Source organism: Arenibacter aquaticus (genome assembly GCF_003957295.1).
GTDB lineage: Bacteria > Bacteroidota > Bacteroidia > Flavobacteriales > Flavobacteriaceae > Arenibacter > Arenibacter aquaticus.
This window is the reverse complement of record NZ_RQPJ01000019.1, coordinates 67,127-87,142: the sequence shown is the minus strand read 5'-3', so window position 1 is coordinate 87,142 and position 20,016 is coordinate 67,127. Positions and strand designations below refer to the sequence as shown.

Annotated in this window: 23 protein-coding genes; 12 read left to right on the top strand and 11 right to left on the bottom strand. The window is 40.5% G+C overall.

From position 1 onward, the window contains the following. Positions 1 to 169: 169 nt before the first annotated feature. Entirely contained in the window at positions 170 to 568 is a 399-nt protein-coding gene (locus tag EHW67_RS15890) for an acyl-CoA thioesterase (protein WP_126163372.1), read from the top strand. Here the strand turns inward: EHW67_RS15890 and EHW67_RS15885 are convergent. The 4 genes from EHW67_RS15885 to ribD are packed head-to-tail and all read right to left on the bottom strand — an operon-like array spanning position 557 to position 3,687. Further along, positions 557 to 1,171 carry an IMPACT family protein gene (locus EHW67_RS15885; RefSeq protein WP_126163371.1) on the bottom strand — a complete coding sequence of 205 codons (615 nt, stop codon included), beginning with the start codon at positions 1,169 to 1,171 and terminating at the stop codon, positions 557 to 559. The genes EHW67_RS15890 and EHW67_RS15885 overlap by 12 nt on opposite strands. A 6-nt stretch (positions 1,172 to 1,177) precedes the next feature. Next, positions 1,178 to 2,041, bottom strand: coding sequence for a DMT family transporter (locus EHW67_RS15880; protein ID WP_126163370.1), 864 nt, complete (start codon positions 2,039 to 2,041; stop codon positions 1,178 to 1,180). Position 2,042: 1 nt separating this feature from the next. Continuing rightward, positions 2,043 to 2,645, bottom strand: a complete 603-nt coding sequence (locus EHW67_RS15875; protein WP_126163369.1) for an HAD family hydrolase — start codon at positions 2,643 to 2,645, stop codon at positions 2,043 to 2,045. Beyond that, positions 2,638 to 3,687, bottom strand: coding sequence for a bifunctional diaminohydroxyphosphoribosylaminopyrimidine deaminase/5-amino-6-(5-phosphoribosylamino)uracil reductase RibD (ribD, locus tag EHW67_RS15870; protein ID WP_126163394.1), 1,050 nt, complete (start codon positions 3,685 to 3,687; stop codon positions 2,638 to 2,640). Before ribD ends, EHW67_RS15875 begins: the two co-directional genes overlap by 8 nt. A gap of 42 nt (positions 3,688 to 3,729) precedes the next feature. Between ribD and EHW67_RS15865 the strand changes: the two genes are divergently transcribed. The 7 genes from EHW67_RS15865 to EHW67_RS15840 all read left to right on the top strand — a co-directional run bounded on the left by EHW67_RS15865 (position 3,730) and on the right by EHW67_RS15840 (position 10,425). After that, a complete protein-coding gene (locus tag EHW67_RS15865) occupies positions 3,730 to 4,215 on the top strand; it encodes a GNAT family N-acetyltransferase (protein ID WP_126163368.1) in 486 nt (161 codons plus the stop codon). A 69-nt stretch (positions 4,216 to 4,284) separates the two neighbouring features. Next, entirely contained in the window at positions 4,285 to 5,160 is an 876-nt protein-coding gene (gene prmC, locus EHW67_RS20825) for a peptide chain release factor N(5)-glutamine methyltransferase (protein WP_238389965.1), read from the top strand. An 84-nt stretch (positions 5,161 to 5,244) separates the two neighbouring features. Further along, positions 5,245 to 5,826, top strand: coding sequence for an LOG family protein (locus EHW67_RS20820; RefSeq protein ID WP_238389964.1), 582 nt, complete (start codon positions 5,245 to 5,247; stop codon positions 5,824 to 5,826). Beyond that, on the top strand, positions 5,827 to 7,821 hold the full coding sequence (gene ligA / locus EHW67_RS15855; protein ID WP_126163367.1) for an NAD-dependent DNA ligase LigA: 1,995 nt from the start codon (positions 5,827 to 5,829) through the stop codon (positions 7,819 to 7,821). It begins immediately after the preceding gene. Between the two features lie 93 nt (positions 7,822 to 7,914). Continuing rightward, positions 7,915 to 9,249: a GntP family permease gene (locus EHW67_RS15850; RefSeq protein ID WP_126163366.1), complete on the top strand. Its 1,335-nt coding sequence runs from the start codon at positions 7,915 to 7,917 to the stop codon at positions 9,247 to 9,249. A 10-nt stretch (positions 9,250 to 9,259) separates the two neighbouring features. Beyond that, positions 9,260 to 10,093, top strand: coding sequence for a fumarylacetoacetate hydrolase family protein (locus tag EHW67_RS15845; protein ID WP_126163365.1), 834 nt, complete (start codon positions 9,260 to 9,262; stop codon positions 10,091 to 10,093). Positions 10,094 to 10,116: 23 nt separating this feature from the next. Further along, positions 10,117 to 10,425, top strand: a complete 309-nt coding sequence (locus EHW67_RS15840; RefSeq protein WP_126163364.1) for a hypothetical protein — start codon at positions 10,117 to 10,119, stop codon at positions 10,423 to 10,425. A 156-nt stretch (positions 10,426 to 10,581) separates the two neighbouring features. Here EHW67_RS15840 and EHW67_RS15835 read toward each other — a convergent pair whose 3' ends face one another. From EHW67_RS15835 to EHW67_RS15805, 7 genes are all read right to left on the bottom strand, one after another. Then, a complete protein-coding gene (locus tag EHW67_RS15835) occupies positions 10,582 to 11,358 on the bottom strand; it encodes an NIPSNAP family protein (protein WP_126163363.1) in 777 nt (258 codons plus the stop codon). 71 nt (positions 11,359 to 11,429) lie between these two features. Continuing rightward, positions 11,430 to 11,879: a GNAT family N-acetyltransferase gene (locus EHW67_RS15830; RefSeq protein ID WP_126163362.1), complete on the bottom strand. Its 450-nt coding sequence runs from the start codon at positions 11,877 to 11,879 to the stop codon at positions 11,430 to 11,432. A 51-nt stretch (positions 11,880 to 11,930) separates the two neighbouring features. Beyond that, entirely contained in the window at positions 11,931 to 14,240 is a 2,310-nt protein-coding gene (locus EHW67_RS15825) for an FdhF/YdeP family oxidoreductase (RefSeq protein WP_126163361.1), read from the bottom strand. Then, complete coding sequence (locus tag EHW67_RS15820) at positions 14,240 to 14,614, bottom strand: DUF7009 family protein (RefSeq protein WP_126163360.1); 375 nt, start codon at positions 14,612 to 14,614, stop codon at positions 14,240 to 14,242. Before EHW67_RS15820 ends, EHW67_RS15825 begins: the two co-directional genes overlap by 1 nt. 68 nt (positions 14,615 to 14,682) lie before the next feature. Further along, the gene (gene fdhD, locus EHW67_RS15815) at positions 14,683 to 15,516 is read right to left on the bottom strand and encodes a formate dehydrogenase accessory sulfurtransferase FdhD (protein ID WP_126163359.1); all 834 of its coding nucleotides are present in this window, start codon (positions 15,514 to 15,516) and stop codon (positions 14,683 to 14,685) included. Positions 15,517 to 15,525: 9 nt separating this feature from the next. Continuing rightward, a complete protein-coding gene (locus EHW67_RS15810) occupies positions 15,526 to 16,437 on the bottom strand; it encodes a bifunctional metallophosphatase/5'-nucleotidase (protein ID WP_126163358.1) in 912 nt (303 codons plus the stop codon). A 6-nt stretch (positions 16,438 to 16,443) separates the two neighbouring features. Then, positions 16,444 to 17,130, bottom strand: coding sequence for a 5'-nucleotidase C-terminal domain-containing protein (locus tag EHW67_RS15805; RefSeq protein WP_238389963.1), 687 nt, complete (start codon positions 17,128 to 17,130; stop codon positions 16,444 to 16,446). A 150-nt stretch (positions 17,131 to 17,280) separates the two neighbouring features. Here EHW67_RS15805 and EHW67_RS15800 point away from each other — a divergent pair, with 150 nt between their 5' ends. From EHW67_RS15800 to EHW67_RS15785, 4 genes are all read left to right on the top strand, one after another. Then, the gene (locus tag EHW67_RS15800; RefSeq protein ID WP_126163356.1) at positions 17,281 to 17,817 is read left to right on the top strand and encodes a DUF6913 domain-containing protein; all 537 of its coding nucleotides are present in this window, start codon (positions 17,281 to 17,283) and stop codon (positions 17,815 to 17,817) included. Next, a complete protein-coding gene (dapA, locus tag EHW67_RS15795; RefSeq protein ID WP_126163355.1) occupies positions 17,817 to 18,707 on the top strand; it encodes a 4-hydroxy-tetrahydrodipicolinate synthase in 891 nt (296 codons plus the stop codon). The genes EHW67_RS15800 and dapA overlap by 1 nt, the downstream gene beginning before the upstream one ends. Positions 18,708 to 18,862: 155 nt before the next feature. Further along, the gene (locus EHW67_RS15790) at positions 18,863 to 19,672 is read left to right on the top strand and encodes an outer membrane protein assembly factor BamD (protein WP_238389962.1); all 810 of its coding nucleotides are present in this window, start codon (positions 18,863 to 18,865) and stop codon (positions 19,670 to 19,672) included. Between the two features lie 11 nt (positions 19,673 to 19,683). Further along, positions 19,684 to 20,016: a DNA-directed RNA polymerase subunit omega gene (locus EHW67_RS15785; protein WP_202911998.1), complete on the top strand. Its 333-nt coding sequence runs from the start codon at positions 19,684 to 19,686 to the stop codon at positions 20,014 to 20,016.

The window sequence follows — 20,016 nt, the reverse complement described above, 5'->3', positions numbered from 1 at the left end:
TAAATTAATGATGATATTGCGCTAGATAAATTAGCATTATCAAGTAGGCAAATATGTGAACAAATATTCTAAAAAAAAAATACAAAGAGGTTGAATATTCTCTTTTTTTTTCTCATGTTGCGAGCATAATTTTCACATTTTTAAATATAAAGGTTTTAGGCGAAATAATATGGATTTTAATGAGATTTCTTTTAGGGTGCGATACGGGGAAACAGATCAAATGGGGGTTGTTTATCACGGAAATTACGCGCAATACCTGGAGATGGGAAGGGTAGAGTGGTTACGATCAATGGGGATTTCCTACAAGGCTATGGAAGAAAACGGGATTATGTTGCCCGTAATTTCCTTAAACATAAAATTCAAGAAATCAGCGGTCTATGACGACTTGATAACCGTTACTACATACATCAAAAAAAAGCCCATGGTCAAAATAGAATTTGACTATGAGATACGTAACCAGGAAGGGGATCTGTTAATAGAGGCGAACACTGTTTTAGCTTTCATGGATATGAAGTCCAACAAGCCTGTAAAATGTCCAGATTACATTCTTGATAAGTTAAATGTCTAGTTTTTTTATTTTAACAGGATACATTGCGGAAAATACGTCTTCGGTCACCTGCGCGTCTTTTTTTCTTACCGATATATCCAGTACGCAGTCCATTTCCATTTTTTGGGAGGTAATTTCCAATTGATGCTGTTTAATGGTGCGCATAACTTTATCCATTTCCGAATAATCAAAAGAAAGTCTATAGCCTTGCTTCAAGGTTTTTTCAACTATGTTGGAAGCTTCCAGTGCCATTTGTGCAGCAGTCCTATAGGCCGAAATTAATCCTCCCACCCCCAGTTTGGTGCCACCAAAAATACGGGCTACCGCAACAAGTACATTTGTAACCTCAAAAGCCTGTATTTGTCCGTAAATGGGCATTCCGGCAGAGTTGTTGGGTTCTCCGTCGTCATTGGCCCTGTATTGTTCCCCACTGGGGCCTAGTTGCCAGGCGTAACAAACGTGGTTGGCAGTATGGTGTAATTTTCGCAATTCCTCAATAATAGGTTTTACTTCTTTTACGTCCTTAATTGGAAAGGCATACCCGTAAAACTTGCTTTTGCGTTCTTTAAGTAATGTTTCTTCCGAAGGAGCTGCTAGGGTCTTATAGGTATCCGATTCCATCATGTAATTTTAAAAAAATGCCACCAAGACGATGCTAATGACCGCTAAGGTGATGCCGATCCAGTTTTTGAAGCTTACTTTTTCTTTGAACAAAACAATGCCCAGAAGCGTAGAAAACATTACTATGGCTACATTGTTTATTGTGAAAATGGAAGCACTGTTAAGGGTTTCGTGCTGAAATGCGCGTAAAAGGAAATATATGGAAAAATAGTTGGGTACGCCTAGGGCTATACCGCCAAGTATGTTTCTAAAATTTAGCCTAATTGCTTTTTTGGGAGACTTAACCAGCATTACCATAAGTCCGGTGCAGGCGGCTGAACCAAAAACGATCGCAGAAAAAAGAGGGAACTCTTCTTTGGGGACCAAGGTTTCCTCCAAGTATTTAATACTAGTGTCTATGACCCCAGATCCAATAAAAACCAGAGCGGGCAAAAGGAGGATACTTTTTTTAATGGGTATAACCCTTTCCTTTACCGAAGCAAAGTAGACCGCTACCAGTGCCAATAGAATGCCAAGTACCTTTAACGGACCTAAATGCTCCTTGTATACCAATAACCCGAACAGTACCGGAATTACCAATGACATTTTAGTGGCCACCGAAGCTACGGACACACCACTTTTTTGTGAGGCAGCCGCCATAAGATTAAAAACCACTATAAATAAGATGCCCAATGCCAAAGTGCCAAAAAACCAAGGTTTGCCTGGAATTGAAGATAGAACAATATCTTGGTCATAAAATAATAGGCCTACCGTAGAAGCTACTATATAGTTTGTGGTAATGGCATAGGGGGTTTCTATTTTGTAGGTGTCGAACAACTTGAAAATAACAAATATCAGGCTCGAGAAGAGAATGCTTAGTCCAAGATCCAGCATACTATATTCTTTCCTTTAGCTGAACAATATCTTCCTTGCCTACCAAAAGATTCCAAGTTTTTATTCCCATTTTTCCAGCGGCATCGGTATTCTCTTTGGTGTCGTCAATAAAAAAGGTGTTTTCTGCCTGTAAATCATTTTGCTCCAGTACAAATTGATAGATCTCTTCGTTTGGTTTTCTAAGTTGTATTTCATGTGAAAGGTAGAACTGTTCAAAACAGTTTTTAAACCGTTCAAACCTTTTGGTGCCCATGATGAGTTCTACATGAGGTATGTGCAAGGAGTTGGTATTGCTCAAAAGAAATAGCCTATAGTTGTTTTCTTTGGCCAGATTCTCTATAAATTCTAACCTGTAGTCTGGGAAATCCAATAACATGGAATTCCAAATGTCGATTATTTCCTTTGGGGAGAGATGGGGAAAATCGGGCTGCAGTTGTGCTACAAAATCTTGAGGGGAAATTTTTCCAATTTCAAAATCTGCGTTCAATGCGTGATATTTGGGCAAGAATTCCTGAATACCGGAATTTTGCATGGCTTTGAATACTACCTGTTTGTCCAAATTAATAAATATATCCCCAAAATCGAATATGATATTCTTAATCATTTTTAATATGTGTTAAAAGGTCATTCCCAATATGCTCTTGCCCACAATGTATTCCATGGAGGGTGGGTGACCTTAATCCATGTTTAAAAAGGGTGCTGCCCCTAAATACCCTAGCCTCGTCCCATAATCCGGAATCGATAAAATACTGTAGGGTTTTTGCGCCTCCTTCTATAATGACGCTGACAATATTGTTTTTTAAGAGGACATTACAAATTTGGGCAGCTACCTGATCCTTGAAATTTATTTTCTCATAAATAAGTCCGTCCTGTGAAGACGTTTTATCCTGTTCCGTGAAGACAATGGTCTGTACACTGCCATCCAATACATGATAATGAGGTGGCACCTTAAGGGTTTTATCCACAATAATTCTAACCGGATTATTCCCGCTCCAATGTCTGACGTTTAATTTGGGATTGTCATCCAAGACGGTATTGGTGCCTACCAAAATAGCCTGCTCCTGACTTCTCCACTTATGTACAAGTTGCTGGGAATAGGGGGTGGTTATCCAAAAAGGCTCTGGTGCGTTACTTCTCTTGTCTTTGTTGGGTGCTATAAAGCCATCGGCAGTTTCTGCCCATTTCAGGATGATATAAGGTCTTTTTTTCAGGTGGAAGCTTAGAAAGCGCTTATGGTGCTCCTTACATTCCTCTTCCATTACGCCTACTGTAACCTGGCATCCGGAGGCCTTTAGTTTTTCAATTCCTTTACCAGCAACTTTTTCATGGGGATCCAGCAGCCCGATCACGACATTAGGGATCTTATGCTTAATTATTAGATCTGCACAGGGAGGGGTTTTGCCAAAGTGGGAACAAGGCTCCAGCGTAACATATAGGGTAGCCTCCTGTAAAAGGGCGGTTTCTTTTACGGAATTTATAGCGTTTACCTCGGCATGTGCACCGCCATAGGGACTGGTGTATCCTTCGCCTATAATTTTGTCTTTATGTACAATAACACTGCCAACCATTGGATTGGGAAAGGTGGTTCCCAGTCCATTTTTGGCCAACTGTATGCATCTTGAAATATATTTTTCGTGTATCTTCACTTCGTAAAAATAGAATAATATTGGCAGATATCCAGTAATCATATGCTAGTCACCACTATTAGGGAAATAAGGCCCAATGACAACGAAGAAGTGGCCCAGGTAATCCGTAAGGTTTTATTGGATTTGGGGGTGCCCAAGGTGGGTACTGCCTATGCCGATAAATCCTTGGATAGTATGTTTGAAAATTACACCTCACCTAAGGCCGCTTATTTTGTGGCTGATGAAGGAGGTAAAATTATTGGTTGTGCAGGAATAGCCCAATTGGAAAATTATGACGGTAATGTCTGCGAGTTGCAGAAAATGTATTTTTTGGAAGAAGCAAGAGGGCGTGGATTGGGCAGTAAGATGATAAATGTATGTCTGCAACGAGCGTCAGAATACGGTTATGAGCAGTGTTATCTGGAAACCATGCCCTATATGAAGGATGCCCAAAAGCTATATCTAAAGTGGGGTTTTGATTATTTGGAAAAGCCCATGGGGAATACTGGGCACTATTCCTGTTCTGTTTGGATGATTAAAAATATATGAAGGGCCATTTATATCCAAGCATTACTATTTTTCCATAAGGTAATATCGAAAATCATGATTGTATAAGGAATGTTATTAAAAGAGATAAAAGATATTTATCACCTAGAGCTAGATCCCCTTTTCCCCAAGGAAGAGGTTGATAGTTTTTTTTACATGGTGATAGAGCATTATTTGGGACTGGAAAGATTTATACTGGCTTTAGAGCCTAATCTAGTGGTGTCCAAAGAGAAAGAGTCCGATTTGTTTTATGCTTTAAGTCAGTTAAAATTGCAGCGTCCAATACAGTATATTCTAGGTCATGCCCATTTTTGTGAGCTGAGCTTGCAGGTAGATGAAAACGTTTTGATTCCGCGTCCGGAAACAGAGGAATTGGTGTTTTGGATCTTGGAGTTGGTGCAACAGCGGAATTCCAAACAAACATCCAAGGAGCATAGCCTCAGAATTTTGGACATAGGAACCGGTAGTGGTTGTATTGCCATAGCTTTGGCAAAAAACATACCCCATGCCAAAGTATTTGCCATGGATGTTTCTGAAAAGGCCCTTAAAGTAGCCAAGCGCAATGCTTTGGCAAATAATGTGGAGGTACATTTTATAGAGGCCGATATCCTTAAGGTTCATGACCATAAAGATAAATATGATATAGTAGTTTCCAACCCCCCGTATGTAAGGGAATTGGAAAAGCAGGAGATGAAAAAAAACGTATTGGAACATGAGCCGGACATGGCACTTTTTGTGCCCAACGAAGATCCATTGCTTTTTTATAATAGCATAGTGCAATTTTCCATAGACCACTTGTCTCCTGGAGGCATGCTCTTTTTTGAGATAAACCAATATTTGGGAACAGAGACCAAGCTGCTTTTGGGTAAGGAAAATTTTTCAGAAATTGAACTCCGAAAAGATATGTTCGGGAACCACAGAATGTTAAAAGGGGTTTTGCGGCCTTAAGGGCAAGCCCTGGCTTGCTATAAATGGAGAAACTGGAACAATAAGTTTATTTAAAATTACCTATATAATTGAGGTCATCGTAGTATGAAAAGTATCGTTGTTTTTTGTGGTAGTAGTCAAGGGAAAGACCCTGAAATAGTAGCATCTGCGTATCGATTGGGGGCTAAGCTTGCCCAAGAGGGGATTACCTTGGTTTACGGAGCTGCCAAAATTGGTGTTATGGGCAAATTGGCACAAGGGGCTTTGGATGAACAGGGAAAAGTTATTGGTGTCATACCCGATTTTCTGAAGTTGAAGGAAGTCTTTCATGACGGACTTACCCAACTTATTATTACGAAAAACATGCACCAACGTAAATTAAAAATGCATGAACTGTCCGATGCTATTCTAACCCTGCCAGGAGGATATGGCACTATGGAGGAATTATTTGAAATGATTACTTGGGCACAATTGGGCCTTCATCAAAAACCTATTGGCTTGTTAAATATCAATGGGTTTTATGATGAGTTATTGGCCATGTTACGAACAATGGTCACAAAGGGCTTCTTAAAGCAGGATCATTACGATATGTTGTTGGTAGATAACACCGTTGACGGACTACTGGATAAAATGAGGAGTTACCAACCGCTACCATTGCCAAAATGGATTAAAATAGAACAGTTATAAATGGAAATAAAACAAAAAATAGAAGCCCTTAGAAAGGAGCTCCGCGAACATAATTATAACTATTATGTTTTGGATAATGCTACCATATCCGATTATGAGTTTGATATGAAGCTAAAGGAGCTCCAGGAATTGGAAGGCAAACACCCGGAATTTTATGATGCCAGTTCCCCAACTTTGAGAGTGGGAGGGGCAATTACCAAAAATTTTGAAACGATTGTGCATGGACATCGAATGTATTCCCTGGACAATTCCTATTCCAAGGAGGATTTGGAGGATTGGGAAAAAAGGATTCAAAAAATACTGGGTGATGCTGCAGTGGAATTTACATGCGAGTTAAAATACGATGGGGCTTCTATTAGTCTAACTTATGAGCAAGGCAGATTGGTAAGAGGGTTGACCAGGGGAGATGGTTTTCAGGGCGATGATGTTACCAATAACATCAAGACCATAAGATCGGTGCCCTTGCGCTTAAAGGGTGATTATCCGCCCAAATTTGATATCCGAGGTGAGATTGTACTGCCTTTTGAAGGGTTTGCCAAAATGAACCAGGAAAGGTTGGAGAATGGGGAAGAGCCCTATATGAACCCCCGGAATACAGCCTCGGGGAGTTTAAAATTGCAAGATAGTACCTTGGTCGCAGAACGTCCGTTGGACTGTTTGTTATACAGTATTGTAGGGACTAATTTAGGGGTCTCGTCCCAAATAGAATTATTGGAAAAAGCTCGGAATTGGGGATTTAAGGTTCCCAAGGCGGCAAAATTGTGCAAAACTACGGCAGAGGTGTTGGAGTTCATTGATTATTGGGACAAACATAGACATGAGTTACCTTATGAAACAGATGGTGTGGTTATTAAAGTGAACAGTTTACAGCATCAGGAAGAGCTGGGATACACTTCAAAATCCCCTCGTTGGGCCATGGCCTATAAATTTAAGGCAGAGCAGGCTACAACCGTATTAAATGAGATTTCCTACCAAGTGGGGCGTACAGGGGCCATTACCCCTGTGGCCAATTTGGAACCGGTACTATTGGCTGGGACCACGGTAAAAAGGGCTTCCTTGCACAATGCAGACCAGATAGAGAAACTGGATATTAGGGTAGGGGATACAGTTTTTGTGGAAAAAGGAGGGGAGATCATCCCCAAAATTGTAGGTGTGGACTTTACCAAAAGAACCATTCAATCACAGCCTACCCAATATATTTCTATTTGCCCTGAGTGTAATACGCCTTTGCAACGTACCCTAGGGGATGCCAAACATTATTGCCCTAATGAATATGGATGTCCTCCGCAGATTACCGGTAGAATTCAGCACTTTATATCCCGTAAAGCTATGGATATTGAAGGCTTGGGAGGTGAGACCGTGGAACTGTTATACAAAGAAGGACTAATAAGGGATTATGCGGACCTTTATGTGCTTACAAAAGACCAATTGTTACCGTTGGAACGCATGGCGGAGAAGTCGGCCGAAAATTTGATAAAAGGGGTTGCCGAATCTGTGAAAATTCCATTTGAAAGGGTATTGTTTGCCTTGGGTATCCGTTTTGTAGGGGAAACAGTGGCCAAAAAACTGGCCAAGGCCTATAAGAATATCGATGCTTTGATGGCAGCGGATATTGAACAGTTAATGGAAGTGGACGAAATTGGTCAGCGTATTGCCGAAAGTGTAGTCGATTTTTTTGGGAACGAGGTAAACTTGGAAATTATTTCGAGGTTGAAACAATACGGACTTCAATTTGAACTGTCGGCCGACAAACTTCAGAATCAAACAGATATTTTAAAGGGACAGACCTTTGTGGTTTCAGGCGTTTTTGAAAAGCTGAGCAGAAATGAGCTAAAAAAAATGATTGAGGACAATGGCGGAAAGGTAGGCTCTAGTATTTCTTCAAAAACTTCTTATCTTGTAGCGGGTGACAAAATGGGACCCAGTAAAAGGACAAAGGCCGAAAGTTTGGGAGTACCCATTATTTCAGAGGACGATTTTATAGGAATGCTATAGTTAGGTTCCAAATTAAACTAAAATAATCAACATCTAATATAGACCATAAAAGGGAAGTTATGAAGATTAATAAGTTAAGCACCAATTAGCCTTATGTATACCATACTACTTCTTCTTATTTGTATTGTGTTTATTATTGTTGCTTCTACACGCTTTAAGCTGCATCCTTTCCTAGCTTTGTTGGCTGCATGTTTGTTGTTCGGGATTTTTTCTGGGCTTCCATTGGATGAATTGATCACAACAATCAATGACGGATTTGGAGGAACTGTAGGTGGAGTGGGGATCATTATTATTGCCGGTTTAATTATTGGTACCTTCTTGGAGAAATCTGGCGGAGCCTATGCCTTGGCCAATTTAGTATTGCGTATCATAGGCCCCAAACGCGTTCATATGGCAATGGGATTTATTGGGTATTTTGTGTCCATTCCTGTTTTTGCCGATAGTGGTTTTATTATTGTATCCCCATTGAACAGGGCACTGACCAAGAAAGCCAAATTATCCTTGGGGGGTACTGCCGTAGCTTTATCATTAGGGCTGATGGCCGCACATACCATGGTGCCCCCAACTCCTGGACCAATAGCTGCTGCTGGAATAATAGGTGCGGATTTGGGACAGGTAATCCTTTTTGGATTGCTTACTAGTATTCCTGCCTTGCTGGTATGTATTTTCTTTGCCAAGAAAATTGGGGCCAAAGTTTTTATCGATCCAGCTCCCAAGATAACACAGCAGGAGATCAATGCTCAGTTAGAACAGGCCCCATCGGTCTTTAAATCTTTTATTCCAATTATAGTGCCCATAGTTTTGATTGTATTAAGGTCTTTTGCCGAGTATCCTACCCAACCCTTTGGTGATGGCTACTTTAGAACTGCAATTGGTTTTATAGGGAATCCTGTGGTAGCCTTATTGCTGGGGATGGTTTTGTCTTTTACACTGCCCAAGAAATTGGATAGGGAGATGTTGGGTACCACGGGGTGGATAGGGGAGGCCCTTACATCAGCAGCCATTATAATTTTGATAACCGGGGCGGGCGGGGCTTTTGGAAAAGTTTTGCAAACATCCAATATTAGTAGTTTGCTTGAAGCGAACGTTGGCAACGGCAACTTGGGAATTTGGTTGCCCTTTCTTATCGCGGCCGGGTTAAAGACCGCCCAAGGGTCGTCTACTGTGGCCATAATAACCACAGCTTCTATTATAGCTCCTTTATTGCCCGTTATGGGTTTTGATACTGAGGTATCCAAGGCATTGGCGGTGGTAGCCATTGGGGCGGGAGCTGCTGTAGTGTCCCATGCCAACGATAGCTTTTTTTGGGTAGTTACCCAATTGAGTGATATGAAAGTAGGTGAGGGATACCGGACCCACAGTTTAGGCACTGTTATTTTGGGCCTTTCCGCCATGATAATTTTAACCCTGATAAGCTTGTTAATTTAATTTATATAGAATGAGAGTATATAAGACCAACCATGGAATTCTGATTGAAAATGACAACCAATATTATTTAAGTACAAAAGATTGGGATTTGTTTATTGCAGATGATGATATTTATGACAATACATTGGATCTAATTTCTACACTGCAGCCCATATCCGATAGCGAGTCGTTGTTGACCGCGGGGGTGTTACCTCCTGTAGGGCGTCAAGAAATTTGGGCATCAGGGGTTACCTACTACAGTAGTAGGGAGGCACGTATAGAAGAATCCAAGGATGCTGGGGGAGGTGATTTTTACGATAGGGTCTACCATGCAGAAAGACCGGAACTATTCTTTAAAAGCACCCCTGAACGTGCCGTTGGGCATAAGCAGGATGTGAGGATAAGAAAGGATTCAAAATGGAACGTTCCCGAACCGGAATTAACCTTGGTAATTTCACCAAATGCCAAAATCATAGGCTATACCATTGGAAACGATATGAGTTCCAGGGATATAGAAGGGGAGAATCCCCTATATCTGCCACAGGCAAAAAGTTACGATGGGGCAGCCGCCGTTGGGCCATGTATTTGGCTTAGTAAGGAGCCTATTTCATTGGAATCCAAAATAGGTATAACCATAATCCGAAATGGCAAAATAGTTTTTGAGGGGGAGACCGAAGTAGGACGGATAAAAAGAAAGTTAACAGACCTCGTTCAATATCTATACAAGGAAATGTCTTTTCCTTATGGCAGCCTTTTAATGACGGGAACCGGGGTAGTGCCCCCAGACTCCTTTACCTTGGAGCATGGCGACCAGATCAACATAACCATAGATGCTATTGGAACCCTTTCCAATACCGTAGCCTAACTAAAAAAACGGATTTAAGAAACATGTCCATACCAAAAAACTTTGAAACCTTTTCTAAAACGCTAGAACATGATTCCCCGTTGTCTACTTGGTCTGATGCCCTGAAAGCCATGTGGTATGACGCTAAAGGGGACTGGGAGGCCTCCCATGATATAGCACAGGAGATGCACGACAACAACGGAAGTTGGATTCATGCATATTTACATAGAAAAGAGGGAGATAAATTTAATGCTGGGTATTGGTACAGAATGGCCGGTAAAAAATATCCTGTGATAAATTTGGAAGAAGAACAGAAACAATTGGTAGAGTATTTTTTGGCCCATCAACAGTAGTAAAGCTTGTTCTGGGAAAAAAACCATGAAGTTTCTAAAAATTAAAAGGCCGTAACGTATTGTACGGCCTTTATTGTGTTTTATAAATTCGTAATCCGTATCAAGGGGTTTTATTGCTCATTTCAAGAATGAAATTATACCTTATGAAGATTATAATCAATAATCGGAATATTCTGTAGGGTAGTAAAAACGGGTAACGTTCTTGGAAACATTATTTTGGTAATTGGGATCCATTTTTAATTTTTCCCACACCGGGGAATTGGAGAAGGATTTCCAATGCGCGTCCCTGCTGGCCTGGTCTTTAAAAGTTGTCATATACATTAGATTGGGCATGGTTGCTCCAGAAAGTACCTCGCCGTAGAAAACTGCATTGAAACCAAGATCGTCAAAGAGTGCTACTTCCCCGCCCTTATTGAACATCTCTACCTTATTCCAATGCTTGCCTATGGTGTGCGATTCATAACTTCTCAATTCGTATATGCGGTCTTTACGTGGTCCGCTCAAAGGGGAAGGCTTCATCTTGGGCATGTCTACAAAAGCCTTTAAAAGAATTGATTCAATCCGCTTAAAAGGGGGATTTTGGTAAGGGGCATACAAGAAGTCCTTTGCTGCGTCCATATATAGCTTGTCCTTTTCAAGTTTGGATCTTAAGGTTTCTAACTGTGCAATGCTCTTCATGGGTATTAAAACCTTTATACTTCGTGGATTCAGGGAATCTATAGTCCTAGGTTTAAAGACACCAACATGGTGTATGTTTAATCTTTTGAGCGCCGGCAATAGGGCAGATTTAAGATAGTTATCTGTCTTTTGCTCCTGCTCTTCAGTGTCCAAGAGATAGGTTTTTATTTGGTAATATTCTCGTTGGCCTTTTTGACCAAAGCTGTTTATGGTTAGGAAAAGTAAAAGAATGGATAGGTAAACTGTTTTGTGCATTGGATTTAAATTAGAGTGCATTGTTGATTATTTAATTAAAGAGTCTTAAGTTAGGGATTTAGAAAAGAAGGTCATAATTTTTTTATAAAACAAACGCTATTGGGTATTCCTTTATAGGGTCCATAATTTGGTTGGGTTAAATAATCATTCTTTCTATAAAGGGCAATGGCTTCTGGCTGTCTAAGTCCAGTTTCCAGAATACAAAAACTAAAATTATTGTTTCTGGCCCATTTTTCCATGGTCATTAAAATCATGGAGGCAATTCCCTTTCCGCGCTCTTGGGGCATGACAAACATTCTTTTGATTTCCATACTGTTGTTGTTGTACTCCTTTAAAGCGCCACAACCAATGGGGGTAAGCTCCCTATAGGCAACAATCACCAGTTCCATGTCCTCAATACCGTTGAATTGGGCATAGAAGTCATGTTCTTCACCATCCCTAACCTTTAGATCGGCATCCAGTAACTTCACCAGTTTTATAAAATCAGGATCCTTGGAGTTGCTTTTTTTTAGGGTTACCATAACAAAACAAATTTCAAAGAATAGTGAAATGCAGGCTTAGTTTTTTAAAGGTTAGGCCTCATGACTTTGTATTTTTATAATTACAGATTTTGAGGTTGGGGTATTGCTCTTGTCGGCCGTGCTGTTTAAAGGGACCAAAACATTGGCTTCGGGAAAGTAAGTGGCGCAGCATTGCTGGGGAATATTGTAGGCAAGTACAATAAAATTCCTTGCCACTCTTTCTGTATTCCCGTGATAATTATACAGGTCTACCAGTTGTCTTTCCCTTAGGTTGTGTTTTTCCATATCCTTGGGATTAATAAGCAGAACCCGTCGTTCATGGTATATGCCCCTATATCTGTCGTTTAATCCGTAAATGGTAGTATTAAATTGGTCATGGCTTCTAATGGTCATCATTAAGAATTCATCTTCGGCCAGAACTATGGCTTCATTATAGGAAATACTAAAATTAGCTTTCCCGGTAGAGGTTTCGTAGCTGTTGTTCCGTGCTCCGTTAGGAAGGTAAAATCCGGCGGGTATCCGCACCCGTTGGTTATAATCTTTAAACCCGGGAATACACTTTTCTATGCTGTCCCGTATGTGATCATAATGTTCCAGGTATAGTTTCCAGTTTACTTTAGAGTTTTTTAAGGTGGCCATGGCGAGTTTACATACAATGTATGGTTCGCTTAGTAGTTGGGCAGAAATGGGATTAAGACTACCCTTGGAGCTATGTACTATTCCCATTGAGTTTTCTACACTTACAAATTGTAATTCCCCGTCAATAAGATCTTTGTCCGTCCTACCCAAGCAGGGTAGAATAAGAGCTTCTTTTCCATGGATGAGGTGGCTTCGATTCAGTTTTGTAGATACCTGAACGGTTAAATCACATTTTTGCAGGGCACTAGCGGTATATAGGGTATCCGGGGTGGCGGAAAGAAAATTGCCTCCCATGGCAAAAAATACCCTGGCCTTACCAGAATGCATGGCTTTTATACTATCAACGGTATCGTACCCATGTTTGGTTGGCGGCTTAAAACCAAAGGATTTTTCCAAGTTGTCCAACAGGTATTTTGGGGGCTTTTCGTATATCCCCATGGTCCTATCGCCCTGTACATTGCTGTGGCCACGGACGGGACAGGTGCCGGCCCCTGGTTTCCCTATGCTGCCTTTTAACAATAAAAGATTAACCAACTCTTTTATGGTGTTTACGGAGTTTTTATGCTGTGTAAGCCCCATGGCCCAGCAAGCTATAATCTTTTTGTTGCTGCATAAGATATTAGCAACCTTTTTAAGAGTTTCAAAGGGTATTCCACATTCCTCAATGAGTTCCTCTATGTTCTGTGTTCGTATGTGGTCTAGATATGCCTTGTATCCATTAGTTTTCTCCTCAATAAAGGAAAGGTCAAAAACGCTCCCCGGCTGGGCATCCTCTTCTATAAGCATTAGTTGTGCCAACGCTTGTAGTAGGGCCATATCTCCATTTATTTTTACTTGGAGGTACAGGTCCGTTAATTTTGACTTTATTCCTAATGCCCCTTTAAGTTCTTGTGGGTTGTTGAAATTTAACAAACCTGTTTCTACCAAGGGGTTTATAGATATTATAATGGCCCCATTTTTTTTGGCTTTTTTTAGGGCGCTTAACATTCTAGGATGGTTGGTGCCCGGATTTTGACCTAGGATAAGAATGACCTCTGTTTGGTAGAAGTCGTCCAAAGTTACAGACCCCTTACCTATGCCCAGAGTGTCCATAAGTGCTACCCCACTACTTTCATGGCACATATTGCTACAATCGGGCATGTTATTGGTGCCGTATTCACGAACAAAGAGCTGGTACAGAAAGGCAGCTTCATTGCTGGTTCTTCCAGAGGTATAAAAAATGGCCTCATCCGGACTCTTTAATCCGTTTAGGTGTTCTGCAATTTTGCCAAATGCCTTTTCCCAACTTATTTCCTCATAGAAGTCGCTCCCCTTTGGCAGGTACATAGGCTGTGCTATTCTGCCTTTTTTTCCAATTTCATAGTCGGATAGGGTAGATAGTTGGGAAACGCTGTTCTTTTGGAAAAATTCAACATCAAGTTTTTTGGTTGTCGCTTCCTCTGCAATGGCCTTGGCTCCATTTTCGCAGTATTCGGCAATGGTACTCCGTTCGTCATCAGGATCGGGCCAAGCGCAGCCCGGACAATCAATGCCCCCTTTTTGATTGAGGTTGGCCAAGGCTTTTAGTCCCCTGCCAATACCCATTTCGCCAAAGACATGTTTGGCCGAGGATATAACCGCAGGTATACCTGCAGCCACCATTTTGGGTTGGGTGGTTTTTATACCCGTCAATTTTTCGGGAGGGGTGGGACTCGGATATTTTTTCTTTGGAGGATGTGCCATTATGTTTTGGTAGTTGCTGCAGGATTGGGGTATTGGTCGGACTGGTCCTCTGTGCGCTCATCCAGACACACAAAATCTTTTTCCAATAATAAATTGAGTAGCTGTCCGTCCTTTAAAACCATCTTGTTTTCGTAGCCTACTTGCTCGCTATCGGGCCACTTTTCACTTTCTGTTTTGGGCAGGAAGAGGGTAATAGTGTCTTCCTGGAATTCAGCTTCGAGCTGGGTAATACCCTCTTTGGCGGCAACCGCATAGCCAAAACTTTTGCCGTTAAAGGCAGTCTGCTCCCTGTGTGAGCCATTTTTTTTCAATAAGGCCACTTCTGAACGGGTAAGTCTAAACCGAATTGAGTTTCTTTGTATTCTAATCTTCATAGGTTCTATATTTTTATCACAGGTATATAAAGTTAGGGATTAGCTAGTAAGCCTCAAAGGGTATATCCCTAAATTTTGATACGCTGGGCCCCAGTATAAATATTATAGCGGCTGTTACTAACAAACCCCACTAGGGTTATATTGTGTTCTTGGGCCATCTCTATTGCCAGACTGGAGGGGGCGCCAACAGCCATAATAAAGTGGATTCCGGCCATGGCAGCTTTTTGGATCAACTCAAAGCTTGCCCTGCCGCTTAAGAATAACAAATGTTCTCCCAAGGGCAACTTCCCTTGCCTTAGGCTGTGGCCAATGAGTTTGTCCAAAGCATTATGTCTTCCAACATCCTCCCTTAGGGCCATAAATTTACCAGAGAGGTCAAACAGGGCTGCGGCATGGATTCCTCCCGTATTGTTAAATATAGTTTGTTCCTGCATGAGTATATCGGGGAGCGATAAAATAAGGCTTTTGTTTATTTGGAACTCTGAAGAGGTAGGCGGTAAACGGCATACAGTTTTTATTGCTTCTATACTGGCTTTACCACAAACCCCACAACTGCTGCTGGTATAAAAATGACGCTCCAGTTTGCTAAGATCCAGGTCTTCCGCATCATTGAGCTGGAAAAGGATGCTATTCGGATCACGGTTGGTGGTAGCGATTTGATGGGCAGATACAATAATACCCTCGGTGAACAGGAATCCAGTGGCCAAGTCCACATCATTGCCAGGAGTTCTCATGGTAATGGAAATATTTTTGCTGGCAATAGGGCGGGTAGATCTTAAAATACTTATACTAATTTCTAGGGGCTCTTCAACGGCAATTTTATCCAGGCATTCCTCAGACTTCTCGCCATTTACTTTTATTATTTGTTTTTCTACAATTGATTTTTCTTTTTCCTTGATCATAATTACTGTTTACACCTTTATGGATACTCCCTCCGAGCTTTTTGTTTGCGCATTATCAAAATAAAAATCTACTCTTCCTAGATTAACCCCAAAACAGCCAACCTGGTTTACAAGGGTTTGCTGTTCCTTTCTATTGAGTACTATGGTAGGGCGGTCTAAAAAGGTATGGGTATGCCCACCTATTATAAGGTCAATGTTTTCGGTCTGGGCCGCTAATTTAAGATCATCCGGTTTTTGCGGATTTTTATATTGATATCCTAGGTGGGATAGACAGATAATTATATCGCATTTTTCTGTTTCTTTAAGCTTAAGGCTAATGTCTTGGGCCACTTCTATTGGATTTAAATAGACCGTTTCCTTGTAAAGCTTTTTGGTCACCAATCCTTTAAGCTCTATCCCCAGGCCAAAGACCCCTACCTTTATGCCTTCAAGGGTGTATATTTTATATGGGTCTACTAGGCCATCCAATAGGGTGTTACTAAAATCGTAGTTGGCAGATAGGAAATTAAACCTGGCAAAGGGAAGTTGGCTGGCAAGTCCGTCCAGACCATTGTCAAAATCATGATTTCCTATGGTAGCGGCATCATATCGCAACATGCTCATTAACTTAAACTCCAATTCCCCACCATAGAAATTAAAATAAGGGGTTCCTTGAAAAATATCTCCGGCATCAAAGAGAAGTGTACAGGGATTTTCTTTTCTTATATTGGCTACTAGGGTAGCCCTTCTGGCAATACCTCCTAGATTGGGATAGAGGGAGTGGTTTAAGGGGAAAGGATCTATGTGGCTATGTACATCGTTGGTGTGTAAGATGGTAATATGTTTTTTTGAGGAATTCTTACAAGAATTTAAGGCCAGGCCTCCCATACCAACAAAGGCAGTGGAAGCTGCTGTTCTTGATAAAAATTTTCTACGGTCCATAGCTACTTAATTTATTTGTACAAACCTATCATCCACAACGGCTTTTAGGGTGTCTACTTTCTTAAAATAATCAATCATGGCGTTTCTAATCAAGTAATCAGAATCGGTTAGGGATATATGATCCTTAAAAAAAGTCATTTTGTCCCCACCGTTGACCAAATAATCAGAAGTGGCCACAAAATAGGTACGGTTCTCGTCAAAGGGTTTCCCCTGTATGTTTACGGCTTGTAATACTTTGTCCTGATCCATTATTATCTGCAGACCTGCAATAGGGTGGGCCTGGGAGGACCTAATAAGAAAGGAGACCATGGCTCTGACTCCCTTACCGTCCATTTCCGCTATAACTACCTTGTTCTCAAATGGCATTACCTCATAGGCGGTTCTGGTAGTAACATTTCCTTGTGAGATTGCAGATCGTATGCCCCCCAAATTTAAGAGTACAAAATCTATTTTTTTTCCGGTTCTGGCTGCAAATATAGGGTTTACTTCTTCTAATATGATATCGGCAATAAAGTTACCGGCAGTGGTGTTCAATATCCCATCGGTTTTGGATATAACCTTAGGGGAATAGGCTAGAGGACTATCCAAAACCTGATTTATTCTGTTGCGGTAGGGAGCTATTATTTGGTCTATAGAATCATTTGGAGGGGTGGCATAATTTATTTGAATCCTTTGACCTTCAATATTTTTCAAGCTGGTAGGAGATTCCTTGCAACCCAAGAACATTAATAAAGTTATAATTATAACAAAATGTTGGTTTTTTAAATCCATATACTTCTTACCTTCGTGCTTAATATTGTGATGATAATATTTACATTTACATTCTGGAAAATGTAAAAATACATGTTTTTAAAAGCGCTTAAGGAAAAAATTAAGTTTAGGGCGGGTAAAAAATTTTTACAGCGTGGTTTGGAATCTCCTTCAGGAGTTGTAAATCGGGAAAAAGGAATACGTTCTGTAGGTTGTATAGTGGATTTGGACCAGTTTGAGGATACCAATAAATTTTATGAGTTTTTAGACGCATTTTCATTGCAACCCAATGCCGTTAAGATTATTGGATATAGGAAATTTTATGACAAAAACTCTCCTTACGCTACACCTGTTTTTTCGGATAAGGATTTAGGATGGAAGGCCAATATAGAAAACAGCTATGCATTGGAATTCTTAAATAGGGAGTATGATTTACTGATAAACTATTACGATAATGAAAAATTATTGTTACAATTAATGACATTAAAGACCAGAGCCAGGTTAAAAGTGGGCTTTGGAAATGTGGATAAGAAATTAAACGATTTGATATTGAATACGCCCATTGATGATTTTCAAACTTTTAAAAAGGAGTTGGGGAAATATTTACGGGTTTTAAATGAGATTAAATAATGGAACAGTTAGTAGGTACAGGTGTTGCCTTGGTTACTCCTTTTAAGGAGGATTCTTCTATAGATACGGTTGCTTTGGCAAAAATCGTAGAATACAATGTAGATGGCGGAATAGATTATTTGGTGGTCCTTGGTACCACTGCGGAATCTGCTGTTTTGTCTAAAAAGGAAAAGCAATTGGTCGTAGAGACCGTGGTACGGGCCAATAAGGGAAGACTTCCCTTGGTTTTAGGTGTTGGGAGCAATAATACAGCGGCGGTGGTAGAGGAGCTGCAGCAGTTGGATCTAAGTGATTTTGAGGCTATTTTATCCGTTTCACCTTATTATAATAGACCTACCCAAGAGGGGATATATCAGCATTTTAAGGCTATTTCATTGGTTTCGCCCAAACCCATCATAATGTATAATGTGCCTGGTAGAACAGGAAGTAATATGTTGCCTGAAACCGTGTTGAGGTTGGCGAACGACTTTAATAATATAGTAGGTATTAAGGAGGCATGTGGAGATATGGTGCAGGTTATGCGTCTAATTAAGGATAAACCTAGTGACTTCATGGTAATTTCTGGCGATGATTTTACCGCCTTGTCCACAGTATTGGCCGGTGGCTCTGGTGTTATTTCTGTTCTGGGTCAAGGTGTGCCCAGTGAATTTTCGCAGATGATACGTTTGGGGTTAGACGGTAAGGTAAAAGAAGCCTTTACTATTCACTACGCACTTCAGGATGGTATGGACTTGATCTTTAAGGAAGGGAACCCAGCAGGTATTAAGGCCTTGTTGGAAACTATCGGGCTTGGAACGGCAGTAGTTAGGTTGCCACTGGTTGAAGCTACTGCGAGCTTAAAAAAGAGCATTAAAAAATTTATGGATAGTCGGTTAAAGACATTGGCCTAGGAGATTTAAAGGCTTCCTGTTGGGGGATTCTGGGACAACAACGTTAAAACTTGCATAAATATGTTGTCGTTGGTAGGTGAGCGGGCTATTTTAGCGAGATAAAAATGTTTTTTATATCCGTTTAGAATCCTTAATTTTGCAAAATGTTTTTAATAATGAAGCGTTTATTTTCCTTTTTACTTATAGCAATTGTCTTAAATTCCTGTAGCGAGTACCAGAAGGTACTTAAAAATGAGGATGTGAAGGCCAAATATGATATGGCCGAAAAATTCTATGACGAGGGCGATTTTAAAAGGGCCAACAGATTATTGGAGCAAATAGCACCTAAGTATATTGGGAAACCACAGGGGGAAAGGGTGATGTTCTTCCTTGCGGATTCGTATTTTCAGACGCGGGATTATAACATGGCCGGATATCAATTTGAAAGATTCCTAAAATCCTACCCCAAGAGCGATAAGGCAGCGGAAGCTGCGTTTTACGGAGCCAAAAGTTATTATGAGCTGTCTCCCAATTATTCTTTGGATCAAACAGATACCGATAAGGCCTTGGTGAAATTGCAGAATTTTATCAATACCCATCCGGATTCCGAGTATTTGGTGGAAGCCAATATTATGGCAAAGGAATTAACAACAAAGAAGGAGCGAAAGTCTTTTGAAATAGCTAAACAGTTTAACACAATAGGGGAGTTTGATTATACTTTCTTAACACCGGCTGTTACTGCATTTGATAATTTTATTTCAGATAATCCAGGTTCCGTTTACAGGGAAGATGCTTTATATTATAAGTTTGATGCAGCCACCAATTTGGCACTTAATAGCTACGAGTTTCTAAAGAAAGAACGGTTAAACGATGCCAAAGACGCTTATTTGTCATTTGTAAAATATTTTCCGGAGTCCAAGTATCTTAAGGAAGCCAACAAGACTTTGGAGAAATTAGAAAAAGAATTACAGAATTATTCCAAATAAATACCTTTGTTATGAATATGAACGATTTAAAAAACTCCAAGGCCCCAGTTTCTACTGTTACCATCAATAGAAATGAATTTGACGCCCCGACCGGCAACATATATGAGGCCATCTCAATAGCTGCAAAAAGAGCAGTGCAGATAAACTCTGAAATTAAGAAAGAGCTTTTGGAGAAGTTGGAGGAATTTGCAACCTACAGCGATAGTTTGGAGGAAGTTTTTGAAAACAAGGAACAGATTGAGGTATCCAAGTTTTATGAAAAATTACCCAAACCCCACGCCTTGGCCGTAAAGGAGTGGTTGGATGATAAAATCTATCACAGGAATACAGAGAAAGAATCATAA